This is a genomic window from Deinococcus depolymerans, from assembly GCF_039522025.1.
Classification (GTDB): domain Bacteria; phylum Deinococcota; class Deinococci; order Deinococcales; family Deinococcaceae; genus Deinococcus; species Deinococcus depolymerans.
Window position 1 is genome coordinate 1 of the sequence record NZ_BAAADB010000031.1, and the last position, 20,784, is coordinate 20,784.

Here is a 20,784-nt window from a genome sequence, read left to right on the forward strand (position 1 = left end):
CCTCCAGCGCACACCGGCGATGGCGATTGGGCTGACCGATCGCGTTTGGACGCTGCGAGCGTGGCTGTCACGGCCTCAAGGCGTTCCCTGTCGGGCATAGTTCCAGCCAACTACCGAGCGAAGCGAGTAGGAGAAAACCGGGTTCCGGACGTGGAGTTGACAGAGCGGTGGTGTTCCGATCTGTGAACGAAACAAACGGAATCCGTATGAGACGGACTCGGAGAGCTGCCCCGCAGAGCAGGAGAGAAACGTCCCTCCGGACGTGGAGCCGGCAATCCGGTGAAGTTCCGGATTGTCAGCGAAACAAACGGCAGTCCGTATGATCCGGTAAACCCTGCTGCGCGTCACGGCGCCCGGCGCTCCGGAACCGGTATGCTGCTGCGCCCGGGGTGGTCCGGCAGGGCGGTAAGGAACAGGGAGGCACGGTGGGGTCCAGAACGCGCGCAACACAGGACAACTTGACGGGCGGCGCAGCGGAGCGCGGGGGGCCCGAGCGGGTCACGGACCGCCTGATCGCGGATCGGCGCGTGCGGGCCGTCGCGCACGCCGGCAGTCACGGCACGGAGTTCGCGTGGGCGGGCAGCCTGCCGACCCTGGTGGCCTTCGAGCGGGGCGTGACGGAAGCGCACGCGGACACGCGGGCCGGCGTGACGACCGAGCGGTTCCCGTTCGAGAAACTTGAGGCGTGGCGGGACTGGGAGGTCGCGCGCACCGAGGCGCCGCTGGCGCTGCTGGCGACCAGCCGCGTCGTGTACGATCCGACCGGGGGGTACAGCCGTATTCAGCGGACGCTGTGGAACCTCAGTGAGTCGCAGCGGGCCGCGCACCGCGCCGAACTGCTGAACCTGGCGGACAGCCGGTTGCGGGCGGCGCAGGCGGCGTACACCGGTCCCGGTCACGGCGTGCAGGAGCAGCTGCTGGCGCTGGCGGACGCCCGCAGCGTCGCGCTGGACGCGCTGTACCCGGCGCTGCTGACCTGGCTGCACCTGTGGCCGGAATTCGAGATTCGCCTGCCGCACGCGTGGCGGGCCTCGGCGGGGCTGCGCTTCCCGAAGGCCGTGTACCGCCTCGAAGCCCTGTACGGGTTCGGCGGTGAGGAGGAGGCCCGGCGGGTGCTGCTCGCCACGCGCGGTCTGGGGCTGGTCGAGCAGGAACGCCGTGCCCGCGCGGCCTTCCAGGCCGGGTACTACGACGGCGCGGTGCGCTACCTGCGCGACGAGGCGGCCCGCACGCACCGCGCCGACCTGAGCGGCTGGATGCACCTGACGCCCGCCCGGCGCGAGAAGCTGGGCACGCTGCTCGGCGTGACGCGCGCGCCGCTGGGTCCGGCCGCGCTGAACCTCGCGCAGGAACTGCTGGAAGCGGTGCGCGAAGGGGAGTAACGGTTGCCGGGGGGTGGCTGATGGAGGAGCTCATACGGACTCCGATTGAATGGCTTACAAAGCCATTCAATCCGAGCGGATGCGACTCGGAGAGCTGCTGCGCAGAGAAGGAGCAAAACGGGTTCCGGACGTGGAGTTGACAGATCGGTGGTGTTCCGATCTGTGAACGAAACAAACGGATCATGCGGGCTGCCGTCTGGTTCGCCCGCCAGCCGCCAACGTGCCGGGTGGTCCGGGTGGTCAAGGCCACGCCCGGAGGGGCGGGGCTCTCCTGCTCGCTCTGCGGCGCCGCTCTGCGGGTCCGTCCGGGTAGACGTGTTGTGCAGCCCTTTCCAGCGGAGTCGGTATCTGCCCAGGGAGCAGGGCGAGCCATTCAATCGGCTCGCCCTGCTCCTGTGTGTGGGGGTTATGCGCTGGGCGTGTCGGTGTCGAGCACCTTGGCGCTGCGGACGGTGATGGCGCGTTTCTGGGCGGCCTCGCTGCGGGGCACGCGGATGGTCAGGGTGCCGTGGTCGAAGTCGGCCTCGACCTTGCCGAGGTCGTACTTGGCGGGCACGCTGAAGGTGCGGGCCAGGGTGCCGTAGGCGCGTTCGACGCGGTGGGCGGTGCGGCCGTCGCGGCGGTCGTAGCTGCGGGTGGCCTGCACGGTCAGGGTCTGGTTCTCGGCTTCGACCTGGATCTGGTCGGGGTGGATGCCGGGCAGGTCGAGGGTGAGTTCCAGGCCCTGGTCGTCCTCGTGGACGTCGACGGGCGGGGCGATGCGGGTGGGGGCGCTGGCGCTCTGGCCGAAGGCGCGGTCCATGCGCTGGGTCAGTTCCTCGATTTCACGGAAGGGATCGAATCGCATCATGGTGGGTTCCTCCTGTGGGTGGGAGCGCGGGTGCCGGGGCCGCCGGATCACTCCGAACATCTGAGTGCCCTGCGCTCAACTGCAGTCATAGTAAAACCTGAGTGCAATCGTGTCAAGTTTAGTGCGTCTTGAATCGGCGTTCAGAACTGGACACCCCTCCCCCGCCCCGGCACACCGCCCCGCCCGCGGTGTTACACTTCGTCAGGCCGCGCACGGCAGCCCATCTGCCCGCGCCCCGGCAACCCCAACCCAACCCGTCCCTTTCCCGGCAGTCCCGTGAGGCTGCACCCGCCCCGTGAGGCAGGAGAAGGAGCACCATGTCCACACCCACGCACCGTCAGCCCACGCTGAACGGCCCTTTTTTTATGCCCCGCCCCGCCCCGGTGAGCGCATGACCCCCAAGGCCATCATCCTGACGCCCGACGAGGTCCGCCGCGCCCTGACCCGCATCGCGCACGAGATCATCGAACGCAACAAGGGCGCCGAGAACCTCGCCCTGATCGGCGTACATACCCGCGGCATCCCCCTGGCCCGCCGCCTCGCCGAGAAGCTCAGCGCCCTCGAAGGCGTGGACGTCCCCACCGGCATGCTGGACATCACCCTGTACCGCGACGACCTCAGCGAGGTCGCCCAGCAGCCCATCATCCGCGAGACACAGGTCCCCTTCGACCTGCGCGACCGCCGCGTGATCCTCGTGGACGACGTGCTGTACACCGGCCGCACCGTCCGCGCCGCGCTGGACGCCCTGATCGACCTCGGCCGCCCCGCCGGGATCCAGCTGGCCGTCCTCGTGGACCGCGGGCACCGTGAACTCCCGATCCGCGCGGACTACGTGGGCAAGAACCTCCCCACCGCCGCCAGCGAGGTCGTGAAGGTCAAACTCCAGGAAACCGACGACGTGGACAGCGTCGAACTGTGGGACATGGAGGCGCTGCGATGAACGCCCCCACCAGCATGGGCGCCCGCCCACCCCACCTCCTGGACTTCCAGGACTGGACGCCCGAACGTCTGAAGGCCATCCTCGACAACGCCGACACCATGCTTCAGGTCCTCGACCGGCCCGTGAAGAAGGTCCCGGCCCTCCAGGGCCTGACGGTCTGCAACGCGTTCTTCGAGAACTCCACCCGCACCCGCACCTCCTTTGAACTGGCCGCCCGGCGCATGAGCGCCGACGTCCTCACGTTCGCAGCCGGGGCCAGCAGCGTCAGCAAGGGCGAAAGTCTGCGCGACACGCTGGAAGTCCTGACCTCCTACAAGGTCGACGCTTACATCGTCCGCCACCACGCCGCCGGCGCCGCGCATCTGGTGGCGCGCTACAGCGGCAAACCCGTCATCAACGCCGGGGACGGCCGCCGCGCCCACCCCACCCAGGCGCTGCTCGACGCGTACACCATCCGACAGGAATACGGCAGCCTGGAAGGCAAGAAGGTCGCCATCCTCGGCGACGTCCGCCACAGCCGCGTGGCGCGCAGCAACGCCGAACTGCTGCCCAAACTGGGCGCGCAGGTCGTCCTGTGCGGCCCCGCCACCCTCCTCCCCCCCGGCCTCGCCCGCATGCCCGGCGTGACCCTCACCACCGACCCCAAGGAAGCCGTGCGCGGCGCCCACGCCGTCATGGCCCTGCGCCTCCAGCGCGAACGCATGAGCGGCGGGTTCCTCGGCAGCCTCCAGGAATACGCCGACACCTACCAGGTGAACGACACCCTGCTGGGGGAAGCCGAGAGCGGCGCGATCGTCCTGCACCCCGGCCCCATGAACCGCGACCTGGAAATCAGCAGTGACGCCGCCGACGGCCCCCAGAGCCGCATCCTGAAACAGGTCGAGAACGGACAGGCCATCCGCATGAGCGTCCTGTACCACCTGCTCGTCGGACGGAACTGAAGGACGAGGGAACAGACATGATCACGATTACGAATATCAAGCGCGTCGGGTCGGAGAAGACCGAGAGCGTCACCATCGAGGGCGGCCTGATCAAGGGCTGGAACATTCCGGAAGAAGGGCAGGTCATTGACGGGCAGGGCGGCACGGTCGCGCCCGCGCTGATCGAGCTGCACGCGCACCTGCGCGAGCCGGGGCAGACGGAGAAGGAAGACCTGAGCAGTGGGCTGGCGGCGGCGGCGGCCGGTGGGTACGGCACGGTGGTCAGCATGCCGAACACCAGCCCGGTCGTGGACGACCCGGCGATCGTGCGCAGCCTGATCGAGAAAGCCAATAGCCTGGGCTTCGCACGCCTGCGTCCGGCGGCGGCGCTGACGAAGGGGCAGAAGGGTGAAGAACTGGCCGAACTGACCTACCTGAAGGAGGCGGGGGCGGCGATGTTCACGGATGACGGGCGCACGAACGAGAACGCCCGGACGCTGCGCCTGGGGCTGGAGACGGCCGGGAGTCTGGGCATGGTGATCAGCGTGCACGCCGAGGACGCCAGCCTGCGCGCGGACGGCGTGATGAACGAGGGGCCGGTCAGCGAGGCGCTGGGCCTGCCGGGCAACCCGGCGGCGGCCGAGGCGGCGCGCGTGGCGCGGGATATCGAGATCGTGGCGGGCCTGCACGCGCAGGGCGTTCCGGCGCGGCTGCACATCCAGCACCTGAGCACCGCGCGGGCGCTGGATCTGGTGCGGGCGGCGAAGGCGCAGGGCCTCCCGGTGACGTGTGAGGTCTGCCCGCACCACCTGACGCTGACGGACGAGGCGCTGCGTTCTTTTGACGCGATCTTCAAGGTCGCGCCGCCCCTGCGCACGCAGGCGGACGCCGATCATCTGCTGGAGGGGCTGCGGGACGGCAGCGTGGACTGCCTCGCCACCGATCACGCGCCGCACACCCGAGCGGAGAAGGAACGCGACCTGCTGGACGCGCCCAGCGGCATCGCGTACATCGAACTGGCGTTCCCGCTGATGTACACCCGCTTCGGCGAGACGCTGGGCCTGGACCGCATCCTGGACCTGATGACCGCCGCGCCCGCCCGCGTGATGGGCTGGACGGAACCCACCCTGGACGCGGGCGCGAAGGCCGATCTGGTCGTCCTCGACCTGACCACCGAACGCCCCGTGAACCCCGCCGAATTCAGGAGCAAGGCGAAATTCACGCCCTGGGCGGGCGAGACCCTGAAGGGCTGGCCCGTGCTGACGGTCGTGGACGGCCGGGTCGCGTACCAGCGGTAAGAGGCAACAGGAAGAGGGGCGCCGGGATGACCACCCAGCGCCCCTTTCCGTTCAGCGGTCCAGGCGGAAGATGCGCAGGTCGTCGTTCTCCTCACCCTGGATCAGGTCCGTGAGGAGGCGGGCGGCCTGCACACTGTACGTGATGCCGTTCCCGCCGTACCCGAGCGCGAACAGCAGGCGGTCGCCCTTCTGCCGGGGGCCGATGTACGCGAGGCCGTCCTTGGTCTCGCCGAAGGTGCCGGCCCAGGCGAAGGCCGTCTCGGCCTGCAGGTGCGGCAGGAGCTTCCCGAGCTTGCGTTCGAGCCGGCGTTGCTTGCCGTTCAGGGCGCGTTCGCGGCGGGCGGGATTGTGGTGGTCGTCGTCCTCGCCGCCGATGACGACGCGGCCGTCCCCGGTGGTGCGGGCGTACAGGTACGGCCGGGCTGTCTCCCAGATCAGGCAGCCGGTGGGCCACAGCTCCCCGTCGGTCTGCTCGATGGGTTCGGTGGCGAGCGCATAGGAGTTCTTCAGCTGCGCGAGGCGTTTCCCGAGGAACTTCTCGGCCTCGTACCCGGTGGCGACCACGACCCAGCGGGCCTGGATCTTCGCGTTCCGGTCGGTGTGCGCGGTGAATTGATCCCGGTGCTCGTCCAGGCGGGTGACTTCCGTGCGGTCGTACACCCGCGCGCCCCGGCCATGCGCGCGTTGCAGGAGGTGCTGCGCGAGGCGGTACGGGTCGACCTCGCCGCCGTCGGGGCTGAACAGCGCGGCGGGCGCGGTGATCCCGAACCGGGCCTTCAGGCTGCGGGCGTCGAGGTGTTCGACGTTCAGGCCGGCGCGGGTGCGGGCGGCGTGCTCCTGCGCGAGCATGCGGGCGTCGCGGCGGTTGCTGGCGTAGTACAGGCTGCCGCGCTCGTGGAAGCCGCAGTCGTCGGGCAGTTCGGCGGTCAGGTCGCGGACCAGGTCGATGGCGTCGCGGCACAGGTGGTAGGCGCGTTCCGCGTCGGCCTGCCCGGTCATGGGGATCAGGTCCACGAGGTTCGTGTCGATCTCGTACTGCAGCAGGGCGGTGCTGGCGCTGGTGCTGCCGAACGCGGCGTCGCGCAGGTCGGTCACGACGACGTCCAGCCCGGCGGCACTGAGCGAGTCGGCGAGCAGCGCACCCGTGATGCCCGCCCCGATGACGAGCACGTCGGCGGTCTCGTCGCCGCCCAGGGGCGGGTAGGTGTGCATGAGGCCGTTCGTGAGGGGCCAGAAGGCGCGTCCGCTGCGGAGATCCATACCCCTGATTCTGGGGAGGTGCGGCGGGGGGCGGGTGGGCGCGCGGCTACGGTTCCCCGCACGGGACGTTCAGGGTTCGTTGGGGAAGTTCAGGTGGGGGGAAGTTCAGGTTGGGGGAAGTCCAGGCTGGGTCTCCGGGACACGGTGGGCGGCCGCTGCGGCCGGAGGGCGCGCCCCGGCGTGCGGCAGGCCGTCCAGCCGGCACGGGTCGCGCCGGGCCCCTGCCGGGAAGGCGTGGCGCTGGGGGACGGCGGTCAGAAGAAGCGGCGTTTGCCGGGTTTCCCGACGGCCCGCTGTGCGCCGCTCAGGAGCGAGTCGATCAGGCGGTCGCGTTTGCGGGCGCGGGTGTACCGGGCGCGTTTCTTCTGGGCGTTGCGGGCCGTGACGAGCAGTTCCAGAACGATGGGGGCGGCGGCGAGGATCAGGCCCAGCCTGCCGGATTTGCCTTTCACGCGGGTGCGGTTCTTCATGCCACCCATTACGACATGCAGGGCAGGAAAGTTGCTGAGGGGAAACTCAGATTCCTTCGGGAATGGTGGTGGCACGCCGGGCCGTCCGCCTGCTGTCCGCGCGGCCCGGCCACCCGGACAGCAGGCGGACGGCGCCGGGCAGACGGCGGGGCGACTCAGGCGCTAGGCTGGGGCATGACCGCAACAGGTGACCGGGTGGAGGAACTTCGTGGGCAGCTCGTGGCGTGGCGCCGGCACCTGCACATGCATCCCGAGGTCGGCTTCGAGGAACACGCGACCGCCGCGTACATCGAGGCCGAGCTGAAGAAGATGCCGGGCCTCAGCGTGTCGCGTCCCACCGGGACGAGCGTGCTGGCGGTCCTGAAGGGCGGGCGGCCGGGACGCACCGCGCTGCTGCGCGCCGACATCGACGCGCTGCCCATCCACGAGGAGAACACCTTCGAGTTCGCCTCGACCCGGCCCGGCGTGATGCACGCCTGCGGGCACGACGGGCACACCGCGATCCTGCTGGGCGTGGCGCAGCTGCTGTCCGCCGACGCGGGCAACGTGCCGGGCGAGATCCGAATGATCTTCCAGCACGCCGAGGAGATCGGCCCCGGCGGCGCCGAGGAACTGGTCATGAACACCCCCCTGATGGACGGCGTGGACGTCGTCACGGGCCTGCACCTGAACAGCCAGCTGCCGGCCGGGGTGGTGGCCGTCAAGCCCGGGGCGTTCATGGCCGCGCCGGACATGCTGGAACTCACGATCCGCGGGCGGGGCGGGCACGGCGCGCACCCGGAGGAAGCCGTGGACCCCATCGCGGTGGGCGCGCAGGTCGTCACGAACCTCCAGCATGTCGTGAGCCGCATGGTGGCCGCGCAGGACGCGCTGGTGGTCAGCGTCACGAAGTTCACGAGCGGCACCACGCACAACGTCATTCCCGACACGGCCGAACTGATGGGCACGGTCCGCACCTTCGACCCGGCGCTGCGCGAGCGGGCGCCGCAGCTGATCGAGCGGGTGGTCAGGGGCATCTGTGACGCGCACGGCGCGACGTACGAACTGAAGTACGAGTTCGGGTACCGCCCGCTGATCAACACCGACTGGGTGGCGGCGCAACTGAAAGACATCGCGCTGGACGTGGTGGGGCCGGACCTGTACCGGGACGCGCGCCCCACCATGGGCGGCGAGGACTTCAGCGCGTACCTGGAAAAAGCCCCGGGCGCGTACTTCAACGTCGGCTCGGGCAGTGACGCTCAGGACAGCCGCTGGCCGCACCACCACCCGCGCTTCACGATCGACGAGACCAGCCTGGAAACCGGGGTGCGGATGCTGCACGCCGCCGCGCTGCGCCTGACCGTTCCGGAGTGACCGTGCTGCCCGAGACGGTCGCCCGCCAGATCATCGCCGACCACCAGCGCCACCCGCGTCACACCGGGCCGCTGAGCGGCGTCCAGGGGGTCACGCTGGACAACCCGGGCTGCGGGGATCAGGTGACCGTCTGGGCCGACGTGCAGGAGGGCCGGATCGCGGGCCTGACCTTCACGGGGCAGGGCTGCGCGATCAGTCAGAGCAGCGCCAGCCTGATGACCGTCGCCCTGACCGGGAAGACCGTACCCGAGGCCCACGCCCTGGCCGGGCAGTTCCGCGCGATGGTCATGGGCGAGGCGCCGGGCGACCCGCAACTGGGCGACCTGCTGGCCCTCTCGGGCGTCAGCCGCCTGCACGCGCGGCGCAAGTGCGCGCTGCTGGCGTGGCGGGCGCTGGAGCGGACGCTCGGCACCAGCAGCGCGCCCGCCTGACCGCGGGTTCGGACTCCGCCCTGGGGTGACAGGGCCACCGGGTTTCAGCCGGAACGGACCGGTGCCGGCCCGCTGCCGACGGGGCTCGGCCCGTCCGTTCCGGCCGGGAGACTCACCCCGGCGGCGTCCTCCGCGCGTACCAGCTGGCAGAACAGGTCCGTCAGGGCAGGATCGAACTGCGTGCCCCGCCCCTCGCGGATGATGTCCAGCGCCTGCGCGTGCGTCAGGGCGGCCTTGTAGGGCCGGACGCTGATCAGGGCGTCGTACACGTCGCACAGCGCGAAGATGCGGGCCAGCAGGGGAATCCGGTCGGCCGCCAGCCGGTCCGGGTAGCCCGCGCCGTCCCAGCGTTCATGGTGGTGCCGGACCACGTGGTGCGCCTCGGGGTGCAGGAACGGAATGCGGGCCACCAGGTCCGCGCCGAGTGGGGCGTGCTGCTCGACGACGGCGCGCTCGTCCGGGGTGAGCCGGCCGGGTTTCAGCAGCACGGCGTCGGGAATGCACAGCTTGCCGATGTCGTGCAGGGTCGCGCCGTGCCGCAGGGCCGTCATCTGATCGTCCGGGAGGTGCAGGGCCGCGCCCATCATCAGGGCCAGGTCCCGGACGCGCTGGGTGTGCCCCTGCGTCTCGAAATCACGCGCTTCGAGCGCCACGCCCAGCGTGTTCAGCGAGGCTTCCAGCGTGGCGCGCAGGTCGTTCAGGTGCGTGCTGCGCTCCATGACGCGCGTGCCGACGCTGGCGAGCATGGCGGCCAGCGCCTCGTCACTCGCCTGGAAGGGCCGGTGCTCGCTGCGCAGCAGGCACAGCACGCCCAGCGGCTGACGCTGGTGCGACAGCAGCGGCACGGCCATCAGGGCCCGGCGGTCCGGTTCGAGGTTCTCCGGTCGGTAGGCGCCGGGCGTGGTCATGATGTCCGCCACGCGCTGCACCTGCCCGGTCTCCAGCGCCTGCCAGGACATGCCCTCCCCGCGCCTGAGCCGCACCGGCGGGCCGTCCGGCTGGGTCGACCCGGCGCGGGCCGCGCTGATCAGCATGTCCTGCGCGGCGTCGTAGCGCAGCAGGACGGTGTAACTCGTGCGCAGCAGGGCGTGCGCGGTATCGGTCAGGTGGCCGGCGATGGCGTCGTCGTCCAGGCTGAGGCTGAGGTCACCGTGCAGGCGGGCCAGCTGCTCGAGTTCCCGCCAGCGTTCCTGAAGTTGCAGCAGCGCCGCGATCTGCTGCGCGAACACCCCGGCGTCCTGCATGACGGCGGGCGTGAACACGTCCTCGGTGCTCAGCGAGTCGAGGTTCAGGTGCGCGATCACCTCGCCGCCCAGGACGACGGGGAAGCACAGGTTCGCGCGCAGCTGGTCACGCCGCCCCACCTGCGCGAAGGTCCGCTCTTGGCCCGGCTGGTGCGCCTCGTCGGCGGACGCCCAGGCCCGCTGGATCTCGCCCAGGCGGATCACGCGCGGCCTTCCGGCCAGCCAGTCCTGCAGGCTGCCGCCGTACCATTTCAGTTGCGAGCGCTCGCTGAGACTCAGGCCTGTCAGGCCCTCGCCGTACCCCTCGGAAGCGCACACGCGGAACGCACTGCCCTCGCGGATGTTCAGCGTGCCGGCCTCCACGCCGTCCACCGTCTCGACGGCCAGCCGCAGCAGTTCGTGCCAGTCGTCATCGGTCAGGGTGCGGCGCTGCGTGAGCAGGTTCACGGTCGTGCGCTGCGCCTGCCACAGCGAGTACCGGGGCCGGATGTCCGGCAGCGGTCCCTCGGTGCTGGTGCGCCGCGCGCTGTACTGACTGACGACCAGTCGGTTGCGGCCGTTCGTCTTGGCGAGGTACAGCGCCTCGTCGGCGCGGTGCGTCAGTTCCCCCGGCGTCTCGCGCAGCAGGCGGGTTGCCATGCCGGCCGACAGGGTCAGGCTCGCCCAGGGCAGTCCGCCGGGCTCCGCGATCTGCGCCTGCAGACGCTCGACCAGTGCGCGCGCCTGGGCCTCACCGCCGACGTTCAGCAGCAGCGCGAACTCCTCGCCGCTCAGGCGGTACGCGGCGTGCGGGGCGACGTCATGCATGACCTGCCCGATGTACCGCAGCGCCCGGTCGCCCACGGGCGTGCCGTGCCGCTCGTTCAGGGAGCGGAAGTTGTCCACGTCCAGCATCACGAGTTGCGCGCCGGTCTCCAGCCGCGCGAGGTCCCGGTCGAACCGCGAGCGGTTCCCCAGGCCGGTCAGTTCGTCGGTCAGCACCTGCCGTTCCAGTTCGGACGTGACCCTCAGCAGCCGCAGCCGGGCGTTCACGACGCCCAGCACCGCCAGCGTCGACAGCGAGTGCAGGGCGAGCATCCCGGGGTACAGCACCCACGGGGACACGTTGGGTGGGTGCGGCGTGAAGAACATCAGCAGGCCCACACCCAGGTACGGCACGGGCACCTTCCAGACGTCCGCGCGGGTCAGGGCCCGGAAGTTCAGGTGCCCGCGCAGGACACCGGACAGGCCCACGACGCTCAGGGCGTTCACGAGCGCCGTCAGGCCGCCCAGTTCGGATTCCATCAGGCGCAGCGCGACCGGCGCGGCCGCCACGAACAGGCCCGGCGCGACGCCGTACCGCAGGGTGACCAGCGCCAGCGGCACGAACCGCAGGTCGATCTTGTACGGTCCGGTGGGCTGCGTGTACAGCAGCAGCAGCACGGACGTCACCGCCGCCAGCCCCACGCGCAGGGCGTGTTCCGAGCGGCGCTCCGGCAACGGCCACTTGCGGTACGTGAGGCTCAGCAGAAACGTGCAGGTCAGCAGCAGGCAGAAATTCAGTAACACGGCACGTCCCTCCCCCTCCTCACCGTAGGGGATCGGTCCTTACATGCCTCTTATCGCCTCCACACCAGAGCGAGGTCTGATTCTGCCCTCATCCCTCCCTAACCAGTCCGGAACGCCACTGGCCGTCGGGCGGCCCGGCCCGGCCTGCGGACCGCCCAGGCGACAGAACTGGTCCGGGAGGTGTGGCCGCGCGGCGCACGTCCGTTCCCCGGACCGGAAAGTGGCCCCGCCCATAATGTCGAATTTCTTACACGGACTCCGGTTGAACGGTTACCAGAACCGTTCCGTCCGGGCGGAAACGACCCGTAGACCTGCTCCGTAGAGGAGGACCACAACGGGTCCCGGGCGTCGCACTGGCAGCCCGGTGGTGTTCCGGGTTGTGAACGAACCAGACGGCAGCATTGCATGCGACCGCCGCCCGGCCGGCCGGTCAGCGGGAACGCAGGGTGGTCTGCACGGCGCTCATGAACTCCGCGCGGGTGCGCGGGTCGCTCTTGAACAGGCCGCGCATGGCGCTCGTACTCGTGCTGCTGTTCTGCTTCTGCACGCCGCGCATGGCCATGCACAGGTGCACGCCCTCCATGACGACCGCCACGCCCTTGGGTGCCAGCAGTTCCTGCACGGCGTCCGCCACCTGCGTCGTGATGCGCTCCTGCACCTGCAGGCGCCGCGAGTACAGGTCCACGATCCGCGCGAACTTGCTCAGGCCCAGAATCTGCCCGTCCGGAATGTACGCGATGTGCGCCCGGCCGTAGAAGGGCAGCATGTGGTGCTCGCACATGGAGTAGAACTCGATGTCCTTCACGATCACCATCTCGCTGCCGTCCGCGGCGAACACGGCGTCACCCACCGCCTCGTGCAGCGTCTTCTGGTACCCGGCGGTCAGGAACCCCCAGGCTTTCGCCACGCGGTGCGGCGTCTTCAGCAGACCTTCACGGTCGGGGTCCTCCCCGATGGCACTCAGCCAGCTGTGGGTCAGGGCGCTCAGGCCCGGCACTTCCTGCTTCTCGTCAGCGGCGCTGATCACGGTTTCAATCGTCAAGGGAGTTGCTCCTTCTCACGCGTTCCCCGGTCCGGGGGCGTGAACATGAATGCCGCGAGTGTAGGCCGTAGCCCCTCGCGGCAATTGTCAAAAAAGATTCAGGAACCCCACGCGGCCCTCCCGGACATCAGGGAATCCCCGGCGTCCGGGTTATACGGATTCCGTTTGTTTCGTTGACAACCCGGAACGGCACCGGGTCGTCAACGCCACGTCCGGAACCCGTTTCTCTCCTCCTCTGCGGAGCAGCTCTCCGAGTCGCATCCGCTCGGATCGAATGGCTTTGTAAGCCATTCAATCGGAGTCCGGGTTACTTCCAGCTGACCTCGCCGTACGTCTGCTCGCGGGCCGGACCGGCCGAGAAGATCACCACGGGGCAGTTCACGGTCTCCTCGATCAGGTCCAGGTACGCCTGCGCCTCCCTGGCCAGGGTCGCGCGGCTGTCGGCGCCCTCGGTGGTCGCCCAGCCCTTCATGCGTTTCATGACCGGCTGACCGTCCGCGTCGTAGCCCACGCAGACCGGCACCTCGTCCAGGCCCGCCAGGACGTCCATCTTGTTGATGACCAGTCCGTCCAGGCCGTTCACGTCCACCGCGTACTTCAGCAGGTGCAGGTCCAGCCAGCCCACCCGGCGCGGACGGCCGGTCGTCGTGCCGAACTCGTCCCAGGGTTTGCTGCCGTCGCCGCGCAGGCGCAGGATGCCGGCCTCGTCATGCACTTCCGTGACGAACGGCCCGTGCCCGACGCGGGTGTTGAAGGCCTTCGCCACGCCGTACACCTTGTGAATCGCCTTGTGGTTCACGCCCGCGCCCACCAGAATGCCGCCCACCGTCGGGTGGCTGCTGGTCACGAAGGGGTACGTGCCGTAGTTCAGGTCCAGCAGGGTCGCCTGCGCGCCCTCGAACAGCACGTTCCGGCCGTCACGGATCGCGGCGCGCAGCTGCTCGCCCGTGTCCTGAATGAACGGCGCGAGCGCCTCGCGGGTCGGGGCGAGGGACTCCATCGCCACGTCCACGCCCGTCCAGCCCGCGTCACGGGTGCTGTTCGGCTTGGCCTCCAGCAGACGCTCGATCCGCTCGCGCAGCACGCCGTCGTCCAGCAGATCACCGAAGCGGATGCCCACGCGGCGCGCCCGGTCCGCGTACGCCGGGCCGATCCCGCGCCCCGTCGTACCGACGAAGTCCTTCCGGCCATCCACGAACTTGTGGTGCGGCAGCACCAGGTGCGCCCGGTCACTGATCCGCAGGTCCGGGTTCAGGCCCCCCGCGATCAGGTTGCGGCGTTCCTCCATGAACTTGTCCGCGTCGATGACCATCCCGTCACCCAGCACGCTGACCGTCCCGTCATGCAGCACACCGCTGGGCAGCAGGTTCAACTTGAACGTCTGCCCCTTCGCCGTGACCGTATGCCCGGCGTTCGCGCCGCCCTGATACCGCACCACGAACTCGGCTTCCGGCGCCAGGAAATCCGTGATCTTCCCCTTGCCTTCATCGCCCCACTGAGCGCCAACAATCGCAATTCCAGGCATTCAAGCCCTCCACGCCACGCGCACAGACTTGCTCCTCTTACCCGCACCCCACCAGGGGCCAGAGCAAAAAAAACACGGCGCGCAGCACCGTAACTCAGTGTACGGGAAACGGCAGGCCACCCGGCGGGACTTGTTTACCAGAGACGGACAGGTGCCGGGCAGGCGGCCCGCGCAACTACGCGCCCTCGCCCGTCAGCGTCAGGACCAGCCTGCGGGGGCCGCCGTGGTCGCGGTGTTCGCAGAGGTACACGCCCTGCCACGTGCCCAGCGCCAGCCGACCATTCTGAACGGGCAGCGTCAGGCTGGGCCCCAGCAGGCTGGCCTTGATGTGCGCCGCCATGTCGTCCGGTCCCTCCAGGGTGTGCGTGAAGGGCTCCCAGCCGTCCGGGACGGCGTGACTGAAGTACGTCTCGAAGTCGCGCCTGACGTCCGGACTGGCGTTCTCGTTCAGGGTGAGGCTGGCGCTGGTGTGCTGAATGAACACGTGCAGCAGCCCCGCGTGGGTTCGGGCCAGTTCCGGGACGGCCCCCGCGACCTCCCGCGTGATCAGGTGAAAGCCGCGCCGCCGCTCGGGCAGGGTCAGGGTGTGCTGGGCCCACATGGGGTTCAGGGTAAACGCCGTGGCGCCCTCATGCACGCCCGTTACGCTGAACGCCTGATGCGCCGCGCCCCCACCCGACCCCTGACGCGCCTTCTCACGCCCCTGGTGTTCACTGGGCTCATGACCGCCCAGGCCGCCCCGCCCAGCAGTGCCAGCGTCCCCACCAGCACCCTCACCGTGCCCGTCACGGTCCCGCTGGCCGGCGTGCAGGGGGCCGCGAACGCCCGCGTTCCCCTGGAATTCGCGCGCCTGAACGAGGAGCGGGCGTTCCTGGGCGGCCTGCTGCGCGTGACGCTGACCGGCACGGTGACCCGCTCCGGGCACGTGCAGGTGCAGGCGCTCCCGGACGGTTCCGGGTTGCGGGTGAGCGTGCCGATCCGCGCGGCCTTCCGGGCCGAACCGGGCGGGGCGGGCGCGTTCCTCGCGCGGGACTTCGGAGGCGAGGCGACGGTCGCGCTGACCCTGGTCCCGACCGTCACGCCGGACTGGGAGGCGGACGTGACCGTCAGGGGCGAGGCCACCTGGACGGACCCGCTGAGCGTGGAACTGACCCCAGGCGTGCGGGTCAGTGTGCAGTCCCTGGTGGACGCACAGGTGCGCGCGCAGCTGGACGCACTGGCAGCGCAGGTGCGCACGTCGGTGCGCGAGCAGGCGCGGCTACGCGAACGGGCAGGGACGCTCTGGGCGCGCGCGCAGCAGCCTTGGACACTGCCCACCCCGGACGCCGCGTACGCACGCGTGACGCCACTGACCCTGGGGGTCTCGCCCTTCCGCTTCACGACGGACGCGCTGAAGGTCACGCTGGGCACGCAGTTACGCCTGGACGCCGGACTGGGCCGCGCCCCCACGCAGGCGACGCGGCCACTCCCGGCGCTGCGCCGCATCGAGCCACTGACCCCGGACGTGCACCTCCGCGTGCCCGCACGTCTCCCCTACCCGGAACTGTCAGCGGCCGCCACGCGAGAGGCGGCGCGGCGCACGCTGACCCTCCCGGTCCCGACCTCGCCGACCCTGCGGGTGACGGGCGTCACCCTGACCCCGCAGGGTTCGCAGTTGAACGCCGCCGTGAACCTCCGCATCGTTGGACCCCTGGGCCTGAACCTGAACGCCACGACGGACGTCCGCGGCACGCCGACACTGAACGCCGGAGGGCAGGTGCTCACGCTGACGGACGTGACCGTCACCACGCGCCGCGAGGGCCTGACCGGGCGGGTGCTCGCGTGGCTGGCCGACGCCCGCGCGCAGGCGTATGTCAGGCAGGCCGCCCGCGTCGACCTGAACCCCCACCTGGCCACCGCCCTCACCACCCTGCAGCGCCGCCTGCCGTTCACACCCGCCCCCGGCATCACCCTGACCGGGCAGGTCGGCACGCTGCGCCTGACCGGCCTGAACGTCACGCCGGACGCGCTGATCGTCACGGCCGAAGCGACCGGGACTCTCGGGGCCTACGTTCAGGTGGAATGATACGGATTCCGTTTATTTCGTTGATGGATCGGAACACCACCGATCTGCCAACTCCACGTCCGGAGGGGCGTTTCTCTCCTCCTCGCATCCGCTCGGATTGAATGGTCTTTGCAGCCCATTCAATCGGAGTCCGTATGATACGGACTGCCGTTTGTTTCGCCGACAATCCGGAAGTTCACCGGATTGCCAGCTCCACGTCCGGAGGGGCGTTTCTCTCCTGCTCTGCGGAGAAGCTCTCCGAGTCGCATCCGCTCGGATTGAACGGCTTTGTCAGCCATTCAATCCGAGTCCGTATGAGGGGGGGTGGGGCAGCCCGCCGCAGGCGCCCACCTGAAACCCCTGCACAGAACAGCAGCCTGTTAGCCTGGGTGCATGACTGATCACCCGAACTGGACGTCGTTGACCGAGGATGAGGTTCAGCCGTGGGAGACGCTGGAGTCCCGGCAGCTCGTGTCGGGGTTCCGTACGGTGTTCGAGGACCGGGTGCGCCTGCCGGGCGGCGTGGAGACCACGTACCAGTACCGGCCGCGCGGGCCGCGTGCGGTGTTCGTGCTGCCCGTGACCGCGCAGGGCGAGGCAGTCCTGATCCGCCAGTACCGCTACCCGCTGCGCGCGACCGTCACCGAGGTCGTCGCGGGTGGTGTGGAGCGCGGCGAGGACCTGCTCGGGGCGGCGCAGCGGGAACTGCTTGAGGAGGTGGGCGGCGTGGCGGCCGAGTGGGTGCCGCTGCCCGGCTTCTACCCGCAGCCGAGCATCAGCGGCGTGATCTTCTACCCGTTCCTGGCGCTGGGCGTCACGCTGGGCGACATGCACCACGAGGACACCGAGACCATCGAGCGGGTGGTGGTGCCGCTGGCCGAGGCGTACCGCCGCCTGGACGCCGGGGAGATTCTGGACGGGTCCAGCAGTCTGGCGATGTGGCACGCGCGGGCCGTGCTGGCCGGGCGGGGCCTGCTCTGATCATGGCCGAGACTGAGTTGCCCGCGCCGTTCACGACCCTGGCCGGACCGCACCGCACGGGCGCGGTGATCGAGAACAGCGAGTTCCTGACCTTCGCGGACCGCGCCGACACGCCAGGGGACGCGCTGGCGCAGCTCGCGGCGCTGCGGGCACGTTACCCGGACGCCACGCACCACTGCTGGGCGTACCGCATCGGGGCCGCGTACCGCTTTGGTGACGACGGCGAGCCGGGCGGCACGGCGGGCGCGCCGATCCTGCGGGCCATCGAGGGTCAGGGCGTGGACCACGTGATGGTCGTCGTGGTGCGCTTCTACGGGGGCGTGAAACTCGGCACGGGCGGGCTGGTGCGCGCCTACGGGGGCGGCGCGGCCGAGTGCCTGCGGACCGCCGCGCGGCTGGAGGTCCGTCCGCGCCGCACCGTGCGGGTCGCGGTGCCGTTCGACGCGGTCAGCGGCCTGTATCACCTGCTGGGCACCTGGGACGTCACGCGCGGCGAGGAGGCGTACACGGCGGGAGGGGTGGAACTCGACGTGCACCTCTACCCGGAGGACGCCGGGGCCTTCGCGGCGGCCCTGCGGGACGCGACGCGCGGCGCGGCGGTGACCGACCTTGACTGAGCCGACCCTGACTGAGCCGACCCTGACTGACCCGGCCCCCACCCTCGCCCCCGCGCCCCCGGCGCTGATCACGCTGGGCGGCCTGGACCTGGGGGGGTTCCGCAAGGTCAAGTCCCTGCTGCTGCTCGTGTACGTGGCCCTGGAGGGCCCCACGCCCCGCCGGACCCTGGCGACCCTGCTGTGGCCCGGCGCGGCCCGCCCGGAAGGCAGCCTGCGCGTCGCCCTGCACGCCCTGCGCGAGGCGCACCCCGACGCGCTGGGGGGCGAGGACCGCCTGAGCACCCCCCTGGGGAGCGACGCGGCGCAGCTGCTGACCCGGCGCGGCGAGGCCGCCTGGGACGCCTACACCGGGCCGTTCCTGCACGGCGTGCCGCTGTCGGGCGTGTCCGCCGAGTTCGAGGAATGGGTGGAGACGCAGCGGGAACGCCTCGCGCGGCACGTGCAGGAGGAAGCCCTGCGCGCCGCCGAGACCGCCGACCCCGCCCGCGCCGCCGACTGGGCCGCGCGGGCCTACCGCACCCCGGGCGCCCCACCGCCCGAGGCGGACCTGCTGCGCCGCGCGCTGCCGCTGACGCTGCCCGGCTCGCCGCTGGAGGCGGAGATCCGCGCGGAACTGGGCGAACTGGACGAGGGGACGCCCACCCCGGCCCCCACCCGCCCGGCCCGCGTGGCCGCGCGCATGCTGGGCCGCGAGGCGGAACTCGACACGCTCCTCGCCTGGACCCTCGCCCCGCAGACCACTCCCCCGGCGGGCGGCGCGGCCCTGATCACCGGCCCGGGCGGGATCGGCAAGAGCACCCTGACCCGCGAACTCCTGCGGGAACTGACCCGCCTGGACCGCCCCGCGACCCTCGTGGACGCCGAGGGGGCCGCCAGCGCCGCCGAACTGAGCGCCCGCCTGTCTGCCGCCCTGACCCCCGGGCAGGCTGCCCCGCCCACCCTGGCCGCCCTGAGCGACCACCTGCCCCCGCACGCCACGGTCCTGCTGGACGGCGCGGACGCCCTGAACGACCTCCCGGACCTGCTGCGCGCCCTGCGCCGCGACCTGCCCGGCGTGCGCTGGGTGATCAGCAGCCGCCGCAGCCCCCCCGGCCTGCTGGGGGAAAGGGACCTGCTGCTGCCCCTCGCGGGCCTCCCCCAGGCCCCGCCGGAAGCGGACCTCGCGCAGATCGCCGCGAGCAGCGCCACGCAACTGTTCCTGCGCGAAGCCGCCCGCACCCGCCGCGACCTGACCCTGACCGCCGCCAACGCCGCGCTGATCGCCGGGATCACCCGCCGCCTCCAGGGCCACCCCCTCGCGCTGGCCCTCGCGGCGTCCTGGCTGCGCGTCGAGAACCTGGAAGCCGTGTACGCCCGCGTCCTCACCGAGGCCGCCCAGCTGACCCCCGAGGGCGGCGGCAGTGACGGACGACGCGGCCTGAACGCCGTCGCCCGCCGCTCCTGGGACCTCCTGAACCCGGGGCAGCAGCACGCGGCGCTGCGCCTGACCGTCACCAGCGACCTCGACCCCGCCGACGCCCCCCACCTGGGCGTCCCCGCGCACCTCATCGACGAGCTGCTCACGCACAACTTCCTCGAAGCGCACCAGCCCGGCACGGAACGCCTGCGCCTGTACCCCGCGCTGCGCGGCCTCCTGACCGAACAGGCCGCCGCGCACCCGGGGCTGATCACGCAGGCCCGCGCCGACCACGCCCGCCACTACCTGACGTGGTTCACCGCCCAGCCCCCCGAAGCGCCCCCGGTGGACGCCGAACGCGACAACATCGTGGCCGCCCTGCACGCGGCGCTGCACAGCGGGGACGCCACCGCCGCGCAGATCGACCACTTCCTGGCGCACCACGACCGGCGCGGCCTGCACGCCAGCGGCACCGACACCTTCGCCGCCCTGGCCGACGCCGCCGAGGACGCGTGCGCCCCGGACAGCGTGCAGGCCGCCGCGCAGATCGCCAGCATGTGGCTCGCGTACCGCGCCGGACGCCTGCTGGACGCCCAGACGCTCGCCGGGCACTTCCTGGCCGGACCACTGGCCGCCGACCCCGCCAGCCGCATGAAAGTCCTGAACACCCTGGCGGCGGTCCGGGGTGTGCAGGGGCAGATGCAGAGCGCCACGGACCTGCTCAGGCAGGCGCTGGCGCTGGCGGTCGAACTGGGCGATCAGATACGCGCCGTGTTCTACCGGGTGAACATCCTGTCCAACCTGGCCTTCATCGGGACGCCCGAGCAGGTGCAGGAACTGGTGGCCCAGCTGCGTGCCGAAGTGCCGAGCCTGCCCGAGGGACTGGCGTGGATGGTGCGCGAACGGCTGCTGCAGGCAGAACTGTACGTGCCAGGGGCCGATACGGACCGGCTGCTGACGGAAGTGCAGCAGCTCGCGGAGTACGCGGAACGAGCGGGCAACGTCCAGACGTTCCATCAGGCGACGCTGATGCAGATCCGCCTGCTCCTGCGGCAGCAGAAGGTGCGTCAGGCCGAGCAGCAACTGAACGGCTGGCGGAAGCACCTGACCGACGACGGTCAACCTGGTGACCGCATGGAATGGCACCTGCTCAGCGCCGAAGTCGCCTACGCCCGTGGACGGGCGGAACAGGGACGCACGCATGCACGTCACGTTCTGCACCTCCTGAACCAGTTTCCGCAACCGTGGGAGCTGGTGGAACTGTGCCTCGTGCTGGTTGACGACCTCGAAACGCGCGCTCCGCAGCAGACGGCGCGGCTGCTGCGGAGCATTCGGGATACCGCCTCACTGCACCAGTGGCAGCGCTGGCGGGCGGGCCAGTCTCTGGCGTCGCGCTTCCCAGGGGAGAGGAGCAGTGGGGGCACTGATTTTCAGCTGCCTCAGATCCTGGCATGGCTGAGCGAACAGCTCGGCACGCCCTGAA

At 70.8% G+C, this 20,784-nt stretch carries 17 protein-coding genes; 10 read left to right on the forward strand and 7 right to left on the reverse strand.

Features of this window, described 5'->3' with window-relative positions:
* The first annotated feature begins 458 nt into the window (after nt 1-458).
* Nucleotides 459-1,382, forward strand: a complete 924-nt coding sequence (locus ABDZ66_RS16060; RefSeq protein ID WP_343761082.1) for a hypothetical protein — start codon at nt 459-461, stop codon at nt 1,380-1,382.
* A 406-nt stretch (nt 1,383-1,788) separates the two neighbouring features.
* Here ABDZ66_RS16060 and ABDZ66_RS16065 read toward each other — a convergent pair whose 3' ends face one another.
* Nucleotides 1,789-2,232 carry an Hsp20/alpha crystallin family protein gene (locus ABDZ66_RS16065; RefSeq protein ID WP_343761084.1) on the reverse strand — a complete coding sequence of 148 codons (444 nt, stop codon included), beginning with the start codon at nt 2,230-2,232 and terminating at the stop codon, nt 1,789-1,791.
* A gap of 391 nt (nt 2,233-2,623) precedes the next feature.
* On the opposite strand from ABDZ66_RS16065, the gene pyrR reads away from it, so the two are divergent.
* From pyrR to ABDZ66_RS16080, 3 genes are read left to right on the forward strand one after another with little or no spacing between them, the layout of a single operon-like run.
* Nucleotides 2,624-3,172, forward strand: coding sequence for a bifunctional pyr operon transcriptional regulator/uracil phosphoribosyltransferase PyrR (pyrR, locus tag ABDZ66_RS16070; protein WP_343761086.1), 549 nt, complete (start codon nt 2,624-2,626; stop codon nt 3,170-3,172).
* Complete coding sequence (locus ABDZ66_RS16075; RefSeq protein WP_343761088.1) at nt 3,169-4,113, forward strand: aspartate carbamoyltransferase catalytic subunit; 945 nt, start codon at nt 3,169-3,171, stop codon at nt 4,111-4,113. The genes pyrR and ABDZ66_RS16075 overlap by 4 nt, the downstream gene beginning before the upstream one ends.
* 17 nt (nt 4,114-4,130) lie before the next feature.
* Complete coding sequence (locus ABDZ66_RS16080) at nt 4,131-5,390, forward strand: dihydroorotase (RefSeq protein WP_343761090.1); 1,260 nt, start codon at nt 4,131-4,133, stop codon at nt 5,388-5,390.
* A gap of 51 nt (nt 5,391-5,441) precedes the next feature.
* On the opposite strand, the gene ABDZ66_RS16085 is transcribed toward ABDZ66_RS16080, so the two are convergent.
* The gene (locus tag ABDZ66_RS16085) at nt 5,442-6,650 is read right to left on the reverse strand and encodes an NAD(P)/FAD-dependent oxidoreductase (RefSeq protein ID WP_343761092.1); all 1,209 of its coding nucleotides are present in this window, start codon (nt 6,648-6,650) and stop codon (nt 5,442-5,444) included.
* Between the two features lie 254 nt (nt 6,651-6,904).
* Nucleotides 6,905-7,120 carry a hypothetical protein gene (locus tag ABDZ66_RS16090; protein WP_343761094.1) on the reverse strand — a complete coding sequence of 72 codons (216 nt, stop codon included), beginning with the start codon at nt 7,118-7,120 and terminating at the stop codon, nt 6,905-6,907.
* 174 nt (nt 7,121-7,294) lie between these two features.
* Here ABDZ66_RS16090 and ABDZ66_RS16095 point away from each other — a divergent pair, with 174 nt between their 5' ends.
* Together ABDZ66_RS16095 and sufU are read left to right on the forward strand one after the other, a co-directional pair.
* Nucleotides 7,295-8,473, forward strand: coding sequence for a M20 family metallopeptidase (locus tag ABDZ66_RS16095; protein ID WP_343761096.1), 1,179 nt, complete (start codon nt 7,295-7,297; stop codon nt 8,471-8,473).
* Complete coding sequence (gene sufU / locus ABDZ66_RS16100; protein WP_343761098.1) at nt 8,470-8,904, forward strand: Fe-S cluster assembly sulfur transfer protein SufU; 435 nt, start codon at nt 8,470-8,472, stop codon at nt 8,902-8,904. The genes ABDZ66_RS16095 and sufU overlap by 4 nt, the downstream gene beginning before the upstream one ends.
* A 44-nt stretch (nt 8,905-8,948) precedes the next feature.
* On the opposite strand, the gene ABDZ66_RS16105 is transcribed toward sufU, so the two are convergent.
* The 4 genes from ABDZ66_RS16105 to ABDZ66_RS16120 form a co-directional block, all read right to left on the reverse strand.
* Nucleotides 8,949-11,696 carry an HD domain-containing phosphohydrolase gene (locus ABDZ66_RS16105; RefSeq protein ID WP_343761100.1) on the reverse strand — a complete coding sequence of 916 codons (2,748 nt, stop codon included), beginning with the start codon at nt 11,694-11,696 and terminating at the stop codon, nt 8,949-8,951.
* A 430-nt stretch (nt 11,697-12,126) separates the two neighbouring features.
* Entirely contained in the window at nt 12,127-12,738 is a 612-nt protein-coding gene (gene folE / locus ABDZ66_RS16110) for a GTP cyclohydrolase I FolE (protein WP_425544449.1), read from the reverse strand.
* A gap of 307 nt (nt 12,739-13,045) precedes the next feature.
* The gene (locus ABDZ66_RS16115) at nt 13,046-14,263 is read right to left on the reverse strand and encodes an adenylosuccinate synthase (RefSeq protein ID WP_343761102.1); all 1,218 of its coding nucleotides are present in this window, start codon (nt 14,261-14,263) and stop codon (nt 13,046-13,048) included.
* Between the two features lie 175 nt (nt 14,264-14,438).
* The gene (locus ABDZ66_RS16120; protein WP_343761104.1) at nt 14,439-14,864 is read right to left on the reverse strand and encodes a secondary thiamine-phosphate synthase enzyme YjbQ; all 426 of its coding nucleotides are present in this window, start codon (nt 14,862-14,864) and stop codon (nt 14,439-14,441) included.
* A 120-nt stretch (nt 14,865-14,984) separates the two neighbouring features.
* Between ABDZ66_RS16120 and ABDZ66_RS16125 the strand changes: the two genes are divergently transcribed.
* The 4 genes from ABDZ66_RS16125 to ABDZ66_RS16140 all read left to right on the forward strand — a co-directional run bounded on the left by ABDZ66_RS16125 (nt 14,985) and on the right by ABDZ66_RS16140 (nt 20,783).
* A complete protein-coding gene (locus ABDZ66_RS16125) occupies nt 14,985-16,328 on the forward strand; it encodes a DUF4403 family protein (RefSeq protein WP_343761106.1) in 1,344 nt (447 codons plus the stop codon).
* 372 nt (nt 16,329-16,700) lie between these two features.
* A complete protein-coding gene (locus tag ABDZ66_RS16130; RefSeq protein ID WP_343761108.1) occupies nt 16,701-17,288 on the forward strand; it encodes an NUDIX domain-containing protein in 588 nt (195 codons plus the stop codon).
* A gap of 2 nt (nt 17,289-17,290) precedes the next feature.
* Nucleotides 17,291-17,905, forward strand: coding sequence for an IMPACT family protein (locus ABDZ66_RS16135; RefSeq protein ID WP_343761110.1), 615 nt, complete (start codon nt 17,291-17,293; stop codon nt 17,903-17,905).
* A complete protein-coding gene (locus tag ABDZ66_RS16140; protein ID WP_343761112.1) occupies nt 17,898-20,783 on the forward strand; it encodes an AAA family ATPase in 2,886 nt (961 codons plus the stop codon). Before ABDZ66_RS16135 ends, ABDZ66_RS16140 begins: the two co-directional genes overlap by 8 nt.
* Nucleotide 20,784 lies beyond the last annotated feature (1 nt).

Coding starts and splice junctions, on each gene's coding strand:
- ABDZ66_RS16065 (WP_343761084.1), bottom strand. CDS start 2,232: ATGATGCGATTCGATCCCTTCCGTGAAATCGAGGAACTGACCCAGCGC.
- pyrR (WP_343761086.1), top strand. CDS start 2,624: ATGACCCCCAAGGCCATCATCCTGACGCCCGACGAGGTCCGCCGCGCC.
- ABDZ66_RS16075 (WP_343761088.1), top strand. CDS start 3,169: ATGAACGCCCCCACCAGCATGGGCGCCCGCCCACCCCACCTCCTGGAC.
- ABDZ66_RS16080 (WP_343761090.1), top strand. CDS start 4,131: ATGATCACGATTACGAATATCAAGCGCGTCGGGTCGGAGAAGACCGAG.
- ABDZ66_RS16085 (WP_343761092.1), bottom strand. CDS start 6,650: ATGGATCTCCGCAGCGGACGCGCCTTCTGGCCCCTCACGAACGGCCTC.
- ABDZ66_RS16090 (WP_343761094.1), bottom strand. CDS start 7,120: ATGAAGAACCGCACCCGCGTGAAAGGCAAATCCGGCAGGCTGGGCCTG.
- ABDZ66_RS16095 (WP_343761096.1), top strand. CDS start 7,295: ATGACCGCAACAGGTGACCGGGTGGAGGAACTTCGTGGGCAGCTCGTG.
- ABDZ66_RS16115 (WP_343761102.1), bottom strand. CDS start 14,263: ATGCCTGGAATTGCGATTGTTGGCGCTCAGTGGGGCGATGAAGGCAAG.
- ABDZ66_RS16120 (WP_343761104.1), bottom strand. CDS start 14,864: ATGTGGGCCCAGCACACCCTGACCCTGCCCGAGCGGCGGCGCGGCTTT.
- ABDZ66_RS16125 (WP_343761106.1), top strand. CDS start 14,985: ATGACCGCCCAGGCCGCCCCGCCCAGCAGTGCCAGCGTCCCCACCAGC.
- ABDZ66_RS16130 (WP_343761108.1), top strand. CDS start 16,701: ATGACTGATCACCCGAACTGGACGTCGTTGACCGAGGATGAGGTTCAG.
- ABDZ66_RS16135 (WP_343761110.1), top strand. CDS start 17,291: ATGGCCGAGACTGAGTTGCCCGCGCCGTTCACGACCCTGGCCGGACCG.